17 protein-coding genes are annotated in these 18,166 nt (G+C 64.2%); 7 read left to right on the top strand and 10 right to left on the bottom strand.

The genetic code is table 11. The features are described 5' to 3' along the window. Window positions 1–126 precede the first annotated feature (126 nt). The 8 genes from ACFJIU_RS18420 to ACFJIU_RS18385 all read right to left on the bottom strand — a co-directional run bounded on the left by ACFJIU_RS18420 (window position 127) and on the right by ACFJIU_RS18385 (window position 8,223). A complete protein-coding gene (locus ACFJIU_RS18420) occupies window positions 127–882 on the bottom strand; it encodes an MBL fold metallo-hydrolase (protein ID WP_379062286.1) in 756 nt (251 codons plus the stop codon). Window positions 883–1,011: 129 nt separating this feature from the next. Beyond that, the gene (locus tag ACFJIU_RS18415; RefSeq protein WP_379073153.1) at window positions 1,012–1,752 is read right to left on the bottom strand and encodes an ATP-binding cassette domain-containing protein; all 741 of its coding nucleotides are present in this window, start codon (window positions 1,750–1,752) and stop codon (window positions 1,012–1,014) included. Between the two features lie 55 nt (window positions 1,753–1,807). Beyond that, window positions 1,808–2,698 carry an ABC transporter ATP-binding protein gene (locus ACFJIU_RS18410; protein ID WP_379062284.1) on the bottom strand — a complete coding sequence of 297 codons (891 nt, stop codon included), beginning with the start codon at window positions 2,696–2,698 and terminating at the stop codon, window positions 1,808–1,810. Beyond that, window positions 2,695–3,546, bottom strand: a complete 852-nt coding sequence (locus ACFJIU_RS18405; protein ID WP_379062282.1) for an ABC transporter permease — start codon at window positions 3,544–3,546, stop codon at window positions 2,695–2,697. Before ACFJIU_RS18405 ends, ACFJIU_RS18410 begins: the two co-directional genes overlap by 4 nt. Beyond that, window positions 3,539–4,549: an ABC transporter permease gene (locus tag ACFJIU_RS18400; protein WP_379062280.1), complete on the bottom strand. Its 1,011-nt coding sequence runs from the start codon at window positions 4,547–4,549 to the stop codon at window positions 3,539–3,541. Before ACFJIU_RS18400 ends, ACFJIU_RS18405 begins: the two co-directional genes overlap by 8 nt. 47 nt (window positions 4,550–4,596) lie before the next feature. Continuing rightward, window positions 4,597–6,138: an ABC transporter substrate-binding protein gene (locus ACFJIU_RS18395; RefSeq protein ID WP_379062278.1), complete on the bottom strand. Its 1,542-nt coding sequence runs from the start codon at window positions 6,136–6,138 to the stop codon at window positions 4,597–4,599. 54 nt (window positions 6,139–6,192) lie between these two features. Continuing rightward, on the bottom strand, window positions 6,193–6,594 hold the full coding sequence (locus ACFJIU_RS18390) for a RidA family protein (RefSeq protein ID WP_379062276.1): 402 nt from the start codon (window positions 6,592–6,594) through the stop codon (window positions 6,193–6,195). A gap of 60 nt (window positions 6,595–6,654) precedes the next feature. Further along, entirely contained in the window at window positions 6,655–8,223 is a 1,569-nt protein-coding gene (locus ACFJIU_RS18385) for a phytoene desaturase family protein (RefSeq protein WP_379062274.1), read from the bottom strand. Window positions 8,224–8,362: 139 nt separating this feature from the next. On the opposite strand from ACFJIU_RS18385, the gene ACFJIU_RS18380 reads away from it, so the two are divergent. The 7 genes from ACFJIU_RS18380 (at window position 8,363) to ACFJIU_RS18350 (ending at window position 16,315) form a co-directional block, all read left to right on the top strand. After that, window positions 8,363–9,154, top strand: a complete 792-nt coding sequence (locus tag ACFJIU_RS18380) for a cyclase family protein (RefSeq protein ID WP_379062272.1) — start codon at window positions 8,363–8,365, stop codon at window positions 9,152–9,154. 8 nt (window positions 9,155–9,162) lie between these two features. Next, window positions 9,163–10,731, top strand: coding sequence for a phytoene desaturase family protein (locus tag ACFJIU_RS18375; RefSeq protein ID WP_379073152.1), 1,569 nt, complete (start codon window positions 9,163–9,165; stop codon window positions 10,729–10,731). Continuing rightward, a complete protein-coding gene (locus ACFJIU_RS18370) occupies window positions 10,728–11,213 on the top strand; it encodes a MarR family winged helix-turn-helix transcriptional regulator (RefSeq protein ID WP_379062270.1) in 486 nt (161 codons plus the stop codon). The genes ACFJIU_RS18375 and ACFJIU_RS18370 overlap by 4 nt, the downstream gene beginning before the upstream one ends. A 146-nt stretch (window positions 11,214–11,359) precedes the next feature. After that, window positions 11,360–11,917, top strand: coding sequence for a VOC family protein (locus ACFJIU_RS18365; RefSeq protein WP_379073151.1), 558 nt, complete (start codon window positions 11,360–11,362; stop codon window positions 11,915–11,917). 12 nt (window positions 11,918–11,929) lie between these two features. Beyond that, complete coding sequence (locus tag ACFJIU_RS18360) at window positions 11,930–14,083, top strand: thiamine pyrophosphate-dependent enzyme (protein ID WP_379062268.1); 2,154 nt, start codon at window positions 11,930–11,932, stop codon at window positions 14,081–14,083. Continuing rightward, on the top strand, window positions 14,080–15,651 hold the full coding sequence (locus ACFJIU_RS18355; protein WP_379062266.1) for an indolepyruvate oxidoreductase subunit beta family protein: 1,572 nt from the start codon (window positions 14,080–14,082) through the stop codon (window positions 15,649–15,651). Before ACFJIU_RS18360 ends, ACFJIU_RS18355 begins: the two co-directional genes overlap by 4 nt. Before the next feature lie 151 nt (window positions 15,652–15,802). Further along, window positions 15,803–16,315: a MarR family winged helix-turn-helix transcriptional regulator gene (locus tag ACFJIU_RS18350; protein ID WP_379062264.1), complete on the top strand. Its 513-nt coding sequence runs from the start codon at window positions 15,803–15,805 to the stop codon at window positions 16,313–16,315. A gap of 85 nt (window positions 16,316–16,400) precedes the next feature. Here ACFJIU_RS18350 and ACFJIU_RS18345 read toward each other — a convergent pair whose 3' ends face one another. Further along, window positions 16,401–17,324 carry an ABC transporter permease gene (locus ACFJIU_RS18345; protein ID WP_379062262.1) on the bottom strand — a complete coding sequence of 308 codons (924 nt, stop codon included), beginning with the start codon at window positions 17,322–17,324 and terminating at the stop codon, window positions 16,401–16,403. 5 nt (window positions 17,325–17,329) lie between these two features. After that, a complete protein-coding gene (locus ACFJIU_RS18340; RefSeq protein ID WP_379062260.1) occupies window positions 17,330–18,109 on the bottom strand; it encodes an ABC transporter ATP-binding protein in 780 nt (259 codons plus the stop codon). Between the last annotated feature and the right edge of the window lie 57 nt (window positions 18,110–18,166).

Here is an 18,166-nt window from a genome sequence, read left to right as displayed (position 1 = left end):
GAATTGTTGCCCTCTGACTGCGTAACCATCCCCTGCATGAGAATGGTTTTCGCCGACGGCGTGCGAACAATATGGCGCTTCAAACGCGGTTGGCGAGTCCCTTGCGCTTGGACGGATGCTGCGGCGTTAGACCTTGTCGATGCGCACCGTTTCGCCATCCGCAGGGATGAGCAGGCGCTCGGCGCCTATGCCGGCAGCTTGCGCCGTGCTGCGCAGGGTAGCCCGGTCGACCGTAGCATGGTCGAGCGCTTCCATGTGCACGGCAATCACCTTGGCCTGCGGTGCCGAGCGGGCCACCTCCACGGTCTGCTTGTCGTCCATGACGATCAATTCGCCATCCCAGCGTGCGCCGCAGGAATGGGTGATGATGATGTCAGGCCTTGTCGCCGCGATCGTCTCGGCAACCGGCGGATAGAGTACGGTATCGCCTGCCCAGTAGAGCAAGGGTTCGCCTGCCGCTTCCAGGGAAAATCCGATCACTGGTCCCATTTTCTCGACCACCGGTCCCAATCCGTGGCTGCCGTCGCGTCGGGTCAGCCTGATGCCATTCCAGGTAAGCTCGGAGGCAAGCGTGGTGACGTCTTCGAAGCCGAAGCCGCGGATCTTGTCCTCATTGCCCGGCTGGCAGATCAGCGGCAGGTCCTTTGCGATCACCGTCTGCGCCACCGTGTCGAAGTGGTCGGCATGCAGGTGCGAGACGATCACCAGGTCGACGCCCTCGAGGATTTCATCGATACCGACTGGCAGGTCGACCATCGGGTTGGGCGATCGACCGGTGAAGGAGGGGCGGCTGTGCCTGTCGCCAAGATCGGGGTCGACCAGCAGCGTCTTGCCGGCGACTTCGATCTTGAGCGCGGCGTTGCGGAACAGGCGGATTTTCATGAGATCCTCGGCACGATGCGATGGTGCCGATTTGTACCTCGCTCCTTGCTTGGGAGGAAGGCATGGCTTCATGCCGAGCCACGGAAGGACGAAAAAGATCGTCCTCCCTGCCGGATTGTACAGCCAATCCTACCAGCGCACCGCAGGGTCGGGTGTCGGAATGGCGTCGAGCAGTTCGCGCGTGTAAGCATGCTGCGGCCGCTCGAACAGGTCGGCGGTTGCCGCATCCTCGACGATTTCGCCGGAGCGCAGCACGATGACGCGGCTGCACAGCCGGCGGATCACCGACAGGTCGTGGCTGATGAAGGCGAGCGTCAGCCCGAGTTCCGCAACCAGTTTCTCCAGCAGCATCAGCACCTGCGCCTGCGAGGATACGTCGAGGCCGGAGACGATCTCGTCGGCGAGGATAAATTCCGGCCGCATGGCGATGGCACGGGCGATGCCGACGCGCTGGCGTTGGCCGCCGGAGAGTTCGTGCGGATAGCGCCGGGCGAACTCGGCGGGCAGGCCGACATGCTCGAGCGCTTCGCCAATCCGGGGGTCGTTCGTCCTCGCATTCAATGGCGCTGCCACCGTGCGCCCGACCGTCAGGCGCGGATTGAGCGACGACAGCGGGTCCTGGAAGATCATTTGGATGCGCGGCCTCAGCGGCCGCATCGCGGCATCGGAAAGATGAGCGATGTCGTGCCCGTCGAAGACCATGCGGCCGCCGCTCGGCTCGGCCAGCCGAACCAGCGTGCGCCCGAGCGTCGTCTTGCCGGAACCGGAGCCGCCGACTATGCCGAGGACCGCGCCACGCGGAATGGTGAAGCTGATGCCTTTCAGGATTTCCAGCCGCGGCGCCGATCCGAACAGCGGCTTTCGTGTCATGTCGGCGACATCAACGCGCAGGTCGGAAACCTCGAAGATGTTGTCGGCCCCGTTATCAGCCACGGGCGCCTCCGTTCTGACGCCAGGCGGTGTCGCTGGCAGCCACTTCGGCGGCTACGGCATCGATCACTTCGCGCGGCACCGGCTTCAGCGACGAGGATGGATCGGTATGGCGTGGCGTCGCGGCCAGGAGGGCGGAGCTGTAGGCGTGCTGCGGGGCCGCGAAGAAATGTTCCACGCTGGTGTCTTCCACCACCTTGCCCGCATAGAGCACTGAAAGCGTGTCGCAGACCTTCGACACGACGCCGAGGTCATGGGTGACGAAGAGCAGGGCGGTACCGTGGCGCGCCTGCAATTCGGAGATCAGTTTCAGGATCTGCTTCTGCACGGTGACGTCCAGTGCCGTCGTCGGCTCGTCGGCGACGATCAGCTTGGGTTCGGCGGCGAAGGCCGACGCGATCAGGATGCGCTGACGCATGCCGCCGGAGAGTTCATGCGGATAGAGCCGCATGATGCGTTCGGGCTCCGGGATACTGACTTCCGCCAGCACCTCAAGCGCGCGCGCGGCGGCGCTTGCCTTGGTCCAGCCAAGGATGTCGACGAGGCGATCGGTTATCTGCGGTCCGATGCGCCGTGACGGGTTGAGCGCCGTCAACGGATCCTGCGGGATCAGTGCCGCCTTGGCGCCGATCAACCGACGCCGCTCGGCCGGCGACACCCTTTGCAGGTCCTGGCCATCGAGCAGGATCTCGCCTTCGATGATCTCCACGGCCTTGGGCAGCACGCCGAGCACGGCCTTGCCGATCATGCTCTTGCCGGCGCCACTTTCGCCAACCAGTCCGCGTACCGAACCAGCAGGCAGGCTGATGTCGACCGAACGCAGCAGGCGCTGGCCCGTGCCGGCAAGCCGTGCCGACAGCCCGCGTATCTCCAGGAAGCCGTTCATCGCAGCACCGGATCGAAACGGTCGCGCAGGCCATCGCCGAATTGCGCGAAGGACAGCACGGTGAAGAAGAGCGCGATCAGCGGGAACACGAGCACCCACCAGGCCTGATGGATGCTGGTTCGACCTTCCGCGATCATGCCGCCCCAGGTCGGCTGGTCGGTCGAGATCGACAGGTTCACGAAGGACAGGATTGCCTCGACGATGATTGCAATGCCCATTTCGAGCGTCAGCAACGCGATGATGGTTGGCAGCACATTGGGCAGGATTTCGGTGATCAGCGTGCGCAGCCGGGTGAAGCCGGCCACCTTGGCGCTGTGCACATAATCCATCTTCGACTGGTTGAGCGTTTCGGCGCGCACGACGCGGCAGAAGCGTGTCCAGTCGATGATGACGATGGCAAGGATGACCGAGGTGAGGCCGGTGCCAAGCACGGCGATCAGCAGGATCGCGAATAGCACCGGCGGAAAGGCCATCCAGATGTCGACCAGCCGGCTGATCAGGCGGTCGGCCCAGCCGCGGTAGAAACCTGCGACAAGGCCGAGCGCCGAACCGAGCAGGCAGGTGGCCGTGCCAGCGATCAGAGCGACGACCAGCGCGATGCGCGCGCCATGGATGATGCGCGACAGCACATCGCGGCCGAGACTGTCGGTGCCCAGCCAGTAGCCGGGCTCAGCGCCTGCGACCCAGGCCGGCGGCAAACGGCCGAGCATCAGGTCCTGCGCCAGCGGATCATGCGGGCTGATCCACGGCGCCAGCAACGCCGCCAGCAGGAACAGTGTCAGCCACAGGGCCGACAGCCAGAGCCTCGCACTGGCTCGCCGGCGTATCGAACCGCGACCGTCAAGCATGGCGCAGCTTCGGATTGAGGAAAGCATAGGTCATGTCGACGGCCAGATTGACGAAGGTGAACAGGATGGCGAACAGGATGACGATGCCCTGGATCAGCGGCAGGTCGCGGTTGATGACGGCGTCGATCGCCATGTTGCCGAGCCCTTCATAGGAGAAAAGCCGCTCGATGATGACTGTGCCGCCGATCAGGAAGGTGAACTGCACGCCGACCAGGGTCAGCGTCGGCAGGATCGAATTGGGCAGGGCTTCCGACAGGATCACCCTGGTTTCCGAATAGCCCTTGGTGCGGGCGAGCACGGAATAGTCGAGGTTCACTGTCTCCTTCAGCGACTGCTTGAGCAGTTGCGAAATGATGGCCGCCAGCGGCAGCGCCAGTGCCAGCGCCGGCATGAACATGTGTGAAAGCAGGTCCGCGGTGATGTCGAAGCGCAGCCGCAGCAGGCTCTCGAACAGGTAGAACTGGCTGGTGAAAGGCAGTTCCAGCCGCGGCGACACGCGGCCCGAGATCTGGAACACGGGCCAGAGCACGCCGAACAGCAGGATCAGCGCCAGCCCCCACAGGAAATCCGGAACCGACAGGCCGATGCCGTTGGCGACGTCGATGCCGGCCTCCGTCTTGCGGCCCCGGAAACGCGTGCCGAGGATGGCGAGCGTGCCTCCGATGACCACCGCCATCGCCAGGGCCATGATCGACAGCTCCAGCGTCGCCGGCAGGCGATCGAGCACCAGCGACAGCACCGGCTGGCGTGTCGAGATCGAGGTGCCGAAATCGCCATGCAGCACATTGCCGAACCAGATGACGAACTGCTCGAAGATGGATTTGTCGAGCCCGTAGAGCGTCTTCAGCCGCTCGATATCGGCATCGGACGCGCCGGGCGGCAGCATCATGGCGATGGGGTTTCCGGGCACCACCCGGATGACGACAAAAACGATCACCGCCACGCCGAACAGGGTGATCAGCGTGGTGATGAGCCGGGAGACGGTCTGGCGAAGAAGCAGCATGAGGTGATGATCTCCGGCCCGGCGTGAACCGGGCCGGGGACTATAGCTTATGCGCGCTTGATCAGGTGCGGCAGCAGCGCACCCGATTTGTGGGGCGTCACCTTGAGGCCTTCGCGGTGCACGATCGGCTGCGCATATTGCAGCAGCGGGATCACCAGGCCTTCATCTGCGATGTAGCGGTCGACGTCCTTCCAGCCCTGGATGCGCTTGGCTTCATCCTTTTCACCCCACAGCGGGATGATGCGGTCGATGAGATCCTTGCCGTCCCACACCGAGTGCGGGCTCGGGCCGAACATGGCGAAGCCGGTCGAGGTGGTCGGATCGCCGACGGCGTTGCCCCAGTTGTAGAAGGCGGCGGGTGCCAGCTTGTCGGCGGCGCGCAGTTCGTAGTGTTGCGCGATCTCGTAGACCTCGATCTCCGCCTCAATCCCGACCTTGCGCCACATGCCGACGATCGCCTGGATCATCTCGTAGTCCTTCGGCTTGAAGCCGCGCGTGGTCTGGATCTTGAACTTCACCGGCTTGTCCGGCGAATAGCCGGAAGCGGCGAGCAGCTTCTTGGCTTCCTCGACATTCGGCTCGACCTTGATCGAGGCGTCGTAGGCTGCGTATTCCGGTGTCTCCAGCGTCGACAGCGGCACGCCATAGCCGCGCAGCAGGCGGTCGATCAGCAACTGCTTGTCGATGGCCTTGATGGCGCCGAGGCGGACGTTCTTGTCCAGCATCGGGTCGACGTCGTTGATGAAGATCATCGCGATGTCGGAGATGGTTTCGCAACTGCCCTTGAGCTTGCCGCCGATCAGCCGGTCGTATTCTTCATACGGGATTTCCAGCGTCACGTCGGAGTTGCCGGATTCGACTTCGGCGACGCGGCTGGCGGCATCGGTGACGAACTTGATGGTGACGGTCTCGAAGTCCGGCTTGCCGCCCCAGTAGTCGGGATTGGCCTTCAGGCGCACGAAGGCGTTGCGCTCGTAGCGATCGACCATATAGGGGCCGGTGCCGATCGGCTTGGCCTCGAAGCCTTCGGCGCCGACTTTTTCATAATAAGCCTTCGGCAGCACGTAGCCGGTCAGGAATGACATCCATTTGAAGATGGTCGGCTCAAACTCGATGACGTCCGCTTCGACGCGGTTGCCGGTGACTTTGAAGTTGCCGACCTTCGACCAGACGAACTGAATCGGGTTGCCGGTCTCGGCCTTGCCGGCGCGCGCCAGCGACCAGGCGACGTCCTCGGCGGTGAAGGGGCTGCCGTCATGCCATTTGACGCCCTCGCGCACGACGAGGAAGATCTTGGAACGATCGTCGTTCCAGCCCCATTCGGTGATCAACCCCGGTGCGAAGGAGAGATCCGGATTCTGGTGGATGAACATGTCGAAGACGGACTGGTAGAAACCCTGGATGGTCGGGTTCACCGCCGACGGGCCGACAGTCGGGTCCCATGAAGGCAGGTTGACGTTGTAGGCGATGGTGAGTTCGTCCTTGCCCTGGGCAAAGACCTTGCTCGGCAGCGCCAGGCTGGCAACCGCGACGCCGGCGGCGGCGCCGGCGAGTTTGAGCAGGGTTCGTCTGTTTGGATGTCCGTTCATGGTCGTGTTCCCCATTATGGTTTGTTGTTGTCGTTGAGGCGATCTGCGGTCCGGTCAGAGGGCCGCGGTTGCCTCGATCTCGATGAGAAATTCCGGCATGGCGAGCGTCTGGACGCCGATCAGCGTGTTGGCCGCCGGCGTGGCGTCACCGAAGAAGGCCTTCACCTCGGCCTCGATCGGGCCGAGCTTGTCTGGGGTGTGGTTGACCACATAGGTCCTCAGCCGCACCACATCGCCCGGCGCGCCGCCGACTTCCGCCAGGACCGTCTTGAGATTGGCCAGTGCCTGGCGTGCCTGCAGTGCCAGATCGCCCGGTCCGACGAGTTCGCCGGCACTGTTCCAGGCCACCTGGCCGGCCATATGCAGGGTGCGTCCGCTGTTCTGCTCGACGGCATGGGAAAAGCCGAACGGCAGCGACTTGTACATGCTGTCGGGGTTGATCGCCTTGCGCTTCATCTAGGTCCTCCCACCTCTGGAACCCGCTCCCCGCGGGCTTTTGTTCATTGCAGTTTCGTATCAGCCGCCCGCGAGCTGCTGCGCGAGCATGAAACCCGAACCGGCGCCGACGCCCGCGCCAGGCCATGTCGCTGCGCCCGCCAGATGGAAATTGCGCACCGGCGTGCTCCAGTCGGCGAAGCCCGTTGCCGGCCGGAACAGGAAGTTCTGCGAAAGATGATGGCTGCCGCAGATCTGGTCGCCGCCGACCAGATTGGCATTGCCGCTTTCGAGGTCGAGCGGGCTCACCACCGTGCGCTTGATGATCTTGGCCGACAGGCCTGGCGCGTAGCGCTCGATGATGGCGATCGCCCGGTCGGCGTAGGCTTCGCGCACCGTTGCCCAGCCACGATCCTTGATCACGCCGGCCGCGTCGCCCTTGATCTCGGCCGGCACGACGCGTGTCTGCAGCCACAGGATATGCTTGCCATCGGGTGCTCGAGTGGGATCGACCGCGGTCGGCTGGCCGACCACGATCACCGGTTCGGCCGGCAGCAGTCCGGCCTGTGCTTCCTGATAGGCCCGCGCCATGACATCCAGCGACGGTGCGACATGCACATAGGCAAAGCGCCGCAGGGCAGGGTCGGCCCAGTTCGGCAATGAATCCACCGCCAGATGGATCATCATGGTTCCCGGCGCATGGCGGAAATCGCGCATCTTCCTGTCGAAGCCGGTGCTGCCGGAGCCTTCCGGCAGCAGCCCGGCCACGGCTTTCGGCGAAACCGTCGCGATGACGGCACGGCTGGCTTCGATGCGGCGGCCGTCCGCCAGCACCACGCCGGTCGCCCGGCCACCCGCGGTGACGACGCGCTCGACCTTGGCGTTGCACTCGATGGTACCGCCATGGCCTTCGACCATCGCTGTCAGCGCCTTGATCATGGTGTCGGCGCCACCTTTGCCCAGCACCATGCCGAAGCTCTGGTTGGCCATGCCTTCGAGATAAGGGAAGACCGCCCCGCCAGCGATATCGGGCGCGAAATCCAGATGCATGCCCCAGGCGCCGAGCAGCGCTTTCACCTCGTTGCTTTCGAAGGTCTCGTCCAGCCAGGCGCGTGGCGACGAGAGCAGGAAACGGCCGAGATCGAGCGTGCCGGAAAAGCCTTCCTTACGCAGCAGTGAAAACAAGATGCGTGCAAGTGCACGCTTTTTCATCGAGCTGCCGAGAATAGAAAAGATCCGTTCCGCTCGTACGGGAAAGGCCTTGACGAGCGCTTCCCAGGTCTCCCCGTCGCGTTCCGAAATGGCGCGGATGCGAGCCGTCGTCGTCGCCAGATCAGTGGACACGCCGACCCAGCGGCCATCCGGAAACACCGAGGCGAAACAATCCTGAACGGGTGCGAATTCCAGTCCGTGTTGTGCCAGTTCAGCGCCGTAAACCCTATTGAATGCTGAGCCTGCGAACAGGCTGAGGTTCATCGCGGCGAGGTCGTGGCGGAAACCGGGTTCGGTCAGCTCAAGCGTCTTCACGGCGCCGCCCGGGCGGTCTGCCGCCTCGAACAGACCGACTTTCCAACCGCGTTTGGCGAGATGCGCCGCACAGGCAAGTGCGTTGTGTCCCGCGCCAATGAAAATGGCGTCGTATTTGGTCATGGAATTAGTTCACCCTTAAAATGATATTTGCATACGCATCTAAACTCGTCTAGCCTGATCTTCGGGAAAAACCGAAGCCGCCGCGATTGCCGGGTGGCCGGTCACAACAATGAAGAACACGCAATCAGGAGGATTGAACATGACCGCTGCAAGCGCGCTCGCCAGCCTGGCCGAGCTTCTGGTGAGTGGAAAGGTTGACGTCGTCGACCTCTCCGCGCCGCTGGGTCCGGACACGCCGCTTCTGAAGCTGCCGCCGGAATTCGCGGTGGATACGCCGAAGATCGAGATCCACACCATCTCGGAATACGACAAGAACGGTCCGTTCTGGGCCTGGAACTGGCTGAAGATCGGCGAGCATTCCGGCACGCATTTCGACGCGCCGCACCACTGGATCACCGGCAAGGAATATTCCGACGGCTACACGGACACGATTCCGGTTCGCAACTATGTCGCGCCGGTCAACGTCATCGACTGCTCGGTCGAGTCCGCCGCCGACAATGATTATCTGCTCACCGCCGAGGGCGTGAAGGCCTGGGAAGCCAGGCATGGCGCCATCGGCAAGGGCGAGTGGGTGGTGATGCGCACCGACTGGGACAAGCGTAACAGCTCCGAGGCTTCCTTCCTCAATGCCGATGCCAATGGCCCGCATTCGCCGGGGCCGACGGTCGACTGCATCGAATACATCATCGAGCGCGGCGCGATCGGCTGGGGCACCCAGTGCATCGGCACCGACGCGGGTGCGGCCGGTGGCATGACCCCACCATTCCCGGCGCACAACCTGATGCACAAGGCAAATCGGTACGGTCTGGCCAGCCTGTGCAATCTCGACAAGCTGCCGGCCAAGGGCGCAATCCTGATCGCCGCACCGCTGAAGATCGTCAAGGGTACCGGCAGCCCGGTACGCGCCATGGCGCTGGTCCCTCGCGGCTAGGGCTGATCATCATGGCCTACGATCACATCATCATCGGCAGCGGCATCAACGGGCTCGTGGCGGCAGCGATGCTGTCCAAGTCGGGCGCGCGGGTGCTGCTCCTGGAGCGCGAGCAGCGGCTCGGTGGCTGCATCTTCAGCGCAGAGGCGACGCTTCCGGGTTTCACGCATGATGTGATGGCGGCCACTTTCGTCCTCTTCCTGACCGGGCCCGCGCATGGCGCGCTCGGTCAGGATCTCGCCCGTCACGGGCTCGAATTCTGCCACACGCCGTATCCGACGGCGGCTTTGCGTCCCGATGGGTCGAGCGTGGTGCTGACCACCGATCGCGCCGCCAATGTGAAGGCCTTCAATGGCCTGTCCTCGGGCGATGGCGACCGCCATGCCGCCGATGTCGGCTCGATCGAAGCCAGTGCCGAATTGCTGTTCGGTCTGCTCGGTGGTCAATTGTGGAGCTTTGCCACGGCGAAATTGCTGGCACGCGAGGCGTGGCGGCGCGGTTTGCGCGGTCTTGTCGACTATTTCGACGGTGCCCTGGCGCCGGCGCGCGGCTGGCTGGAAACAGGCTACAAGTCGCCACAGATCCAGGCCCTGCACGCGCCCTGGGCACTGCATTGCGGGCTTTCGCCGGAAGACACCTATTCCGCTCAGATGGGTAAGGTCATCGCCTTCGCGCTGGAAGCGGCGGGTGCGCCGATCGTCAAGGGCGGTGCCGGCAAGGCTGTCGATGCCTTCCGTGCATTGATCGTGGAACAGGGCGGTACGATCCGCACAGGCGCCGATGTCGAGCGCATCCTGGTCCGCGATGGAAAGGCGACCGGTGTCAGGCTTACTGGCGGAGAAGAGATCGGGGCTTCGAATTCCGTCATCGCCTCCGTTGCGCCAGACCAGCTCTATGGGCGCCTGCTCGGTCCGGATGCACCATCGCCAGCCAAGGACGCGACACGCGCCTACCGCCACGGCCGCGGCAATTTCCAGCTTCACTACGCGCTCGACTGCGCGCCGCGCTGGCGCGGCGAGGGTCTGGAGAAGGTCGCGCTGATCCATCTCACCGACGGCATCGATGCCGTCTCCAAGTCGCACAACGAAGCAACCCGCGGCATGCTGCCGGTTACGCCGACCATGTGTGTCGGGCAGCCGGCCTCGCTCGATCCGTCGCGCTGCCCCGAAGGCAAGGCGATCCTTTGGATCCAGGTGCCGGATGCGCCGCGCTTCATCAAGGGCGACGCTGCCGGTGAGATCGCCACGCAGGGCGCATGGGACGAGGCAACGCGCGAGGCGTTCGCCGATCGCCTCGAGGAGATACTCGCTAACCACATCGAAGGCTTCCGCGAGACCGTGCTGGCGCGGCGGGCCTATTCTCCGGCCGATCTCGAAGCGATGAACATCAATCTGGTCGGCGGCGATCCCTATGGCGGCGCCTGCACCATCGACCAGTTTTTCGTCTGGCGGCCGTTCGCAGGATCGGTCAACCACCGCAGCGCGGTCAAATCCCTCTATCACATCGGCGCCTCGACCCATCCGGGTCCGGGCCTCGGCGGCGGGTCGGGCTTCCTCGTGACCAAGGAGTTCCGGTGAACGAACGCACGATCATAGGCGACGAGACCGAAGGCCCGCGGCTCGGCGAAATCGGGCTGCAGCAGTTCGCACCTTATCTGATGAACCGCATCATGGGGCGCTACAACGCCTCGCTGCGCGAAGACCTCGCCAAGCTCGGCCTGACCACGCCGAAGATGCGCGCGCTGGCCGTGCTGTCGGTGATCGACAATCTCGCCATCAGCCGGCTGGCCGTCTACGCCATCACCGAGCAGTCGACGCTCAGCCGCGCGCTCGACGCGCTGGAGGCCGATGGGCTGGTGCGCCGCACCGCCGATCCGGAAGACAGCAGGGCGACGCGTATCTCCATCACCGAAGCCGGCCGCGCCGCGTTCGAGACGCTGTGGCCGACCATGCGCCACAGCTACGAGCACATGTTTGCCGGCATCGACGTGGCCGAGCGCACCGCTTTCGTGGCGACCTTGCAGAAGATGCTGCTCAACGTGCGCAAGCACGAGTTCTGACCAACCTGGAGCATTTCCCTTCCTCCATGGAACGCTCCAGCTCCTACGCAACAACCGAATGATCTGAAGGCATAGAATTCCAGCCAAGTGTCGATCCGAGGACCGAGATGAGCAAGAATTTCCTGATCGTTAGCGCCTTCGCCGCCATGCTCTGGCCGGCACATGCCATGGCCGAGCCGATGCCCGGGGTTCGCGGCATCAACCACATTGGCCTCACCGTGCCGGATATCAAGGCGGCCGAGGCCTTCTTCGTCGACGTCATGGGGTGCCAGAAGGCGACGAGCTTTGGCCCGTTCCGCGACGACAAGGGCGACTTCATGAAGGACCTCGTCGATGTTGATCCACGTGCGGTGATCAACGAGATCACCCTGCTGCGCTGTCAGTCCGGTTCGAACATCGAACTGTTCGACTACAGCGCGCCCGACAAGAAGGATGTGCGGCCGCGCAATTCCGACAATGGCGGCCACCACATCGCTTTCTATGTCGACGACATCGATGCGGCGGCGAAATACCTGACCGCCAAGGGTATCCGCACGCTCAAGGGGCCGATGCCGATCAACGAAGGTCCCGTCGCCGGCCAGTCCATTCTCTACTTCTTCACGCCGTGGGGCCTGCAGCTCGAGGCCATCTCGTTCCCGAAGGGCATGGCCTACGAAAAGACCGGCGGCACGGTGTTGTGGTCGAACACGGACCCATCGAAATAAGGAAGACGCGCCATGGCTGAACGGTCATTCGCCAAGGAAGTGAAGAAGCTGAAGCTCGGAGCCGGTGATGAGTTCACCGGCGAGGGGATTCTGGCCATCACCAAGGCACTGCTGCAATGCGGTGTCGGTTATGTCGGCGGTTACCAGGGCGCGCCGATCAGCCATCTGATGGACGTGCTGGCGGATTCCCAGGAAATCCTGGCGGAGCTCGGCGTGCATTTCGAGGCGAGCGCTTCGGAAGCCACCGCCACCGCCATGCTGGCTGCATCCGTGCACTACCCGATCCGTGGCGCGGCCACCTTCAAATCGACGGTCGGCACCAACGTCGCCTCTGATGCTCTGGCCAATCTAGCGTCGGGCGGTGTGACCGGCGGCGCGCTGATCATCGTCGGCGAGGACTATGGCGAAGGCTCCTCCATCATGCAGGAGCGCAGCCACGCCTTTGCCATGAAGAGCCAGGTCTGGCTGCTCGACCCCCGCCCGAACCTGCCGTCGATCGTGGCTGCGGTCGAACACGGCTTCGAACTGTCGGAAGCCTCCAACACGCCGGTCATGCTGCAGGTGCGCATCCGCTGTTGCCACGTGCACGGTTCCTTCATAGCCAAGGACAATGTCCGGCCGGCCATGACCGTTGCCGACGCGCTGGAAAATCCGCGCCGCGACACCCAACGCATCGTGCTGCCGCCAGCCTCGTTCCTGCACGAGAAGGAAAAGATCTCCAAGCGTCTGCCGGCGGCGATCGACTACATCAAGCGCCACCAGCTCAACGAGACCTTCGGCGGCTCCGGCAAGGTCGGCATCGTCATGCAGGGCGGCATGTACAACGGCGTCATCCGCGCGCTGCAGCGGCTCGGCCTTGCCGATGTCTATGGCGAAACCGAAGTGCCGCTGCACGTGCTCAACGTCACCTATCCGCTGGTGGAAGACGATCTCGTCGCCTTCTGCGCCGACAAGGATGCGGTGCTGATCGTCGAGGAAGGCCAGCCCGACTACATCGAGCAGGCGCTGGGATCGATGCTCTACAAGGCCGGCGCTTCAGTGAAGCTGGAAGGCAAGGGCGTGTTGCCGATGGCGGGTGAATATTCCGGCGACGTCATGCTGTCCGGCATCGGCGCCTTCATGCGCAAGCACGGCAGCGACCTGCTGGCGCCGGAAATCCGCGCGCCCAACGTGCCGGCGCCGCCGATCTTCGACGATCTCGCCAAGACCGTGCCGATGCGCCCGCCGGGCTTCTGCATCGGCTGCCCGGAGCGGCCGATCTTCGCGGCCACCAAACTGGCCGAGCAGGAACTGGGCAAGCACCACATCGCATCCGACATCGGCTGCCATCTGTTCTCGATCATGCCACCCTTCGAACTGGGCGCCACGACGATGGGGTACGGCCTTGGGCCTGCCTCGGCTTCCGCCTTCAATTCGCCGGAAGCCAAGCGCCGGTCCATCTCCTTTGTCGGCGATGGCGGTTTCTGGCACAACGGCCTGACGTCCTCGATCGGCAACGCCGTCTTCAACAAGAACGACGGCGTCATCGTGGTCGTGGACAACTACTATTCGGCGGCGACCGGCGGACAGGACATCCTGTCGTCGCGCGCTTCCAACCGCACCAAGTCGACCAAGCATCCGATCACCGATGCCATCAAGGGCATGGGCGTGAAATGGGTGCGCCATATCGAGCGCACCTATGATGTCGGCACGATGCGCGATGCGCTGAAGGAGGCGCTGACTACGGAGGAGAAGGGACCGAAGGTCATCGTCGCCTCGTCCGAATGCATGCTCAACCGCCAGCGCCGCGAAGCGCCGCTGAAGAAAAAGGCGATTGCCGAAGGCAAGCGCATGGTGAAGACCAAGTTCGGGGTCGACGAGGATGTCTGCACCGGCGATCACGCCTGCATGCGCCTCTCGGGCTGTCCGTCGCTGACGGTCAAGCATCTCGACGATCCGCTGCGCGACGACCCGGTCGCGGCGATCGACGAGAATTGCGTCGGCTGCGGCAATTGCGGCGAGGTCGCCGATGCCGCCGTGCTGTGCCCGTCCTTCTATCAGGCCGATGTGATCTCCAATCCGACCGGCTGGGATCGTTTCTGGTTCCGCCTGCGCCAGCGCGTCATCGCTGCGCTGCAGGGCTGGCGCGAGCGTGGCCGGCCGGTGTTTGGAGACGTTACGGCATGAAGTTCGGGTTGCCTGAAGGACCGGATACCACCGGTCGCATCATCAAGATCTGTATCCTGGCCGTGGGCGGGCAGGGCGGCGGCGTGCTGAGCGGCTGGGTGACCGATGTTGCTCAGCGCGCCGGCTGGCACGTCCAGTCGACGTCCGTGGCCGGTGTCGCCCAGCGTACCGGCGCCACCATCTATTATGTCGAGATGCTGCCGCGCGATCCGGAACGGCCGAATGACCGTCCGGTGCTCTCGCTCAGCCCGTCGCCAGGTGACGTCGATATCCTGATCGCCGCCGAGCTTGCCGAGGCCGGCCGCGCCGTGCTGCGCGGTTTCGTGACGCCCGATCGCACCGCGCTCATCGCCTCCAGCCACCGTATGCTGGCAGTCTCGGAAAAGATCGTGCCGGGCGATGGCCGTGCCGATTCCGACACGGTGTCGCGCCGCGCCGGTGAGGCGGCCAGACGGCTGATCCACTTCGACATGGAGGCGATGGCGAAGAAGGCTGGCAGCGTGGTCTCCGCAAGCCTGTTCGGGGCGCTGGCCGGCTCGGGTGAGTTGCCTTTCTCTCGCGAGCAGTTCGAAGCCACCATCAAGGCTGGCGGCAAGGGAACCGAGGCCAGCCTGGCCGCTTTCGCGCTGGCTTATGATCAGGCCGCCGGTGGCGAGGCGCCTGCTGCCGTTTCCGAAACAAAGACAAAACCGGCCGAAGGCACGGTTCTGCCGAAGTCGCTGCAGCGCGGATGGGAAGCGCTGTCTGCTCGCGCCGCTGCCTTGCCGCAGCCGGTGCGTGAGATGGCCGAGCCTGGTCTGCGCAAGGTGGTCGACTTCCTCGATCTCGCCTATGGCGCGGACTATCTGTCGGAACTCGAACGTCTGGTCGCAGCGGACAAGGAGGCAGAAGGCTATGCGTTTTCGCGCGAGGCCGCGAAATACGTCGCCAACGCCATGGTCTATGACGACATCATCCGGGTCGCCGACCTGAAGACCCGGCCGGGCCGTTCGCAGCGCGTGCGCGACGAAGTGCGCCTCGGCAAAAGCCAGACACTTGCGACCACCGAATATTTCCACCCGCGCATGGAAGAAATGGTCGGCCTGATGCCGGCCGGTCTCGGCGCTGCGCTGGAGGCACGGCCGAAGATGATGAAGACGTTCAACCGCTTCATCGACCGTGGCCGGCGCATCCGCACCGACACCATCTTCGGCTTCGGCATGCTGTGGACGATCGGCGGCCTGCGCCGCTGGCGCCGTGGCCTGCTGCGCCACAAGGTCGAGGCGGCGCATATGCGCGAATGGCTGCAGCTTGCGGAGGCAGAATGCAGCCGGGATTACGCGCTTGGCGTCGAGGTGCTGAAATGCCGGCGCCTGATCAAGGGTTATTCCGACACCCATGCGCGCGGCCATTCCAAGTTCGACAAGGTGCTGGCCTGCCTGCCGATGCTGCGCGGCCGCGGCGATGCGGCGGACTGGGTGAGGCGCCTGCGCGAGGCAGCCCTTGCCGATGCCGAGGGCGTCGCCCTCGACGGAGCCATCAGGACGGTGCGTTCCTTCGCGGATGATTCAGGTAAGTTGGCTGGTTGATTTGAGCGTGGTGTCCGTTCCGATTGACGGACCCGGCAGTTACTTTATGCTTTGACCATCACGGATGGAGTCGAGGCCATCCGCGAGCCGTGCCGGGGGGGCGGTGTGTTTGATGGGGCGCCCGCGAGATGCGGCAGGGGTGGGTTCATCGATGACTGAAACAGATATCGAAGGCTGGCTCGACAGCGAGACCAAGGCGGTCGAAGCGCCAGCCGATCACGGTGACGAGACGCGGCTGTGGCTGCGCCTGCTCACCTGCACGACACTTATTGAAGCAGAAATCCGCCGCCAGTTGCGCGAGGAGTTCGACTTCACCTTGCCGCGTTTCGATCTGCTGGCCCAGCTCGAGCGGGCTGAAGACGGCATGGTGCTGGGCGAGGTTTCGCGCCGCATGATGGTGTCGGCAGGCAACCTCACCGCGCTGGTGGAGCGCCTGGTCGAGAGCGGCCATATCAGCCGCACCACGTCGCCGACAGACCGCCGCGTGCAGATCGTGGCGCTCACCGCCTTCGGGCGAAAGGAATTCCGCAAGATGGCCGATCGCCATGGCGACTGGATCGGCGTGCTGTTCCAGGGGCTTTCGGCGCGCGACCGCGAAGTTCTGATGAAGGAACTTGGCAAGCTGAAGGGCTCGATCCGCGGCGCGCTTGCGGACAGTGCCTGAGCGCTAGCCGAATGGCAGTCTGATACAGACATCTCTTCCCGAATGAAAAGGGCCGCGCGGTTTTGGCTGCGCGGCCCTTTTTCTGTCACTCCCGCATCACCTCGCGGGCTGCGCCGGGTGCCCGGCCGCGCTTCAGGCTGGGCAGCGCCAGCATCAGCAGCACGAACAGGCCGGTGGCCAGCTTCAGGTCGGGCGGCGGCATGCCGGCGGCCAGGCACAGCGAGACGAGCTGGTAATAAACGACGGCGCCGACGAAAGGCGCCGCCAACTGGCGCGCCACCGTCTGCTTGCCGGTGATCGCTTCACCGATCATCAGCGCGGCGAGGCCATTGATCAGGATACCGAGGCCCATATTGACGTCGGCGAAACCCTGAGACTGCACCATCAGCGAGCCGCTCAGTGCGGAGAAGGCGCTCGCAAGGCCGACACCGCCGATGGTCGCCGTCCAGACATTGATGCCTTGTGCTTCGGCCATGTCGGGATTGGAGCCGACCGCGCGCACACCGGTGCCGCGCTCGGTCTTGAAGTAGAGATAGAGCAGCACGAACACGAGCAGGCCGATGGCGCCGGCAATGATGATCTTGGTGCTCGGGAAGCCGGGCTGGCCGAAAGGCGACCAGTTGAACAGCGATTCCATGCCGAACACCGACAGGTTGGAACGGCCCATGATGCGCAGGTTGATCGAATAGAGCATCGTCATCATCAGGATGCCGGCCAGCAGCGTATGGATGCGGAAGCGCAGATGGATGTAGGCGGTGCAGCAGCCGGCAGCGAAGCCGGCGATGAGCGCGGCGGCGATCGCCGTCAACGGCGACTGGCCGGCAGCCAGCAGCACGCCGGCGACACAGCCGCCGAGCGGGAAGGCGCCCTCGCTGGTCAGATCCGGAAAGGAGAGCATCCGGAACGGGATCATGATGCCGAGCACGACGAAGGAGAGGATGAGGCTCTGCGCCAAAGTGACGGGAACGAGCGCGACAAAGCTCGAGAAAATGTCCTGGATCATGGCCATGGCGGTCAGCTCGCGAGCAGCATGCGGTCGCTCTTGACGGCGAAATGGCCGATCAGGTCCGCAACGGAGGTCTGTTTCTTTTCCTCGCCGCCGATTTCAAGGCGTACCTTGCCGGCGTCGAGCATGATGATGCGGTTTCCGTAGTCGACGGCATGCTGCATGTTGTGCGTCACCATCAGCGTGGTGAGCTTCAGCGCCTCGACGGCTTTGACCGTCGCTTTCATGACAATGTCGGCCGTGCGCGGATCGAGCGCCGCGGTGTGTTCGTCGAGCAGCAGCAGTTCCGGCTCACCGCCCACTGCCATGATCAGAGAAAGCGATTGCCGCTGGCCGCCAGAAAGCAGCTCGACGCGGGTATCCAGCCGGTTCTCGAGGCCAAGGCCGAGCAGAGCCAGCCGTTCCTTGTAGGCGGCAAGCCGCGTGGGATTGAGGCCCTGGCGCAGCCGGCGCTTCTGACTGCGCAGGTCGGCAAGCAGCATGTTCTCGGCCACCGTCATCGAGGCGGCGGTGCCTTTCATCGGATCCTGGAAAACGCGGGCAAGCTTGGCGGCGCGCTTGTAGACCGGCATCCCGGTCACGTCGGTCTCGTTGATCTGCACTTTGCCGGTATCGAGGATCAACGCGCCGGAAATGGCATTGAGCATGCTGCTCTTGCCAGCACCGTTGGAGCCGATGACCACGCCGAAATCGCCCGTCTTGAGCGACAGGTTCAGACCGTCGAGCGCGATCTTCTCATCGGCCTGTCCTTTGAAGAATACCTTGCGTGCCGATTTGATTTCCAGCATCCGCACCTCCTGGCGCCACGTCCGGCGGCGGATTTCGCCAGCCGGACGAGCGCTGTC

The organism is Mesorhizobium sp. UC74_2, assembly GCF_042701485.1.
In the GTDB taxonomy this organism is placed as follows: domain Bacteria; phylum Pseudomonadota; class Alphaproteobacteria; order Rhizobiales; family Rhizobiaceae; genus Mesorhizobium.
Note: the sequence above shows the minus strand (reverse complement) of the source record. Positions and strands in the feature narration are given on the sequence as shown.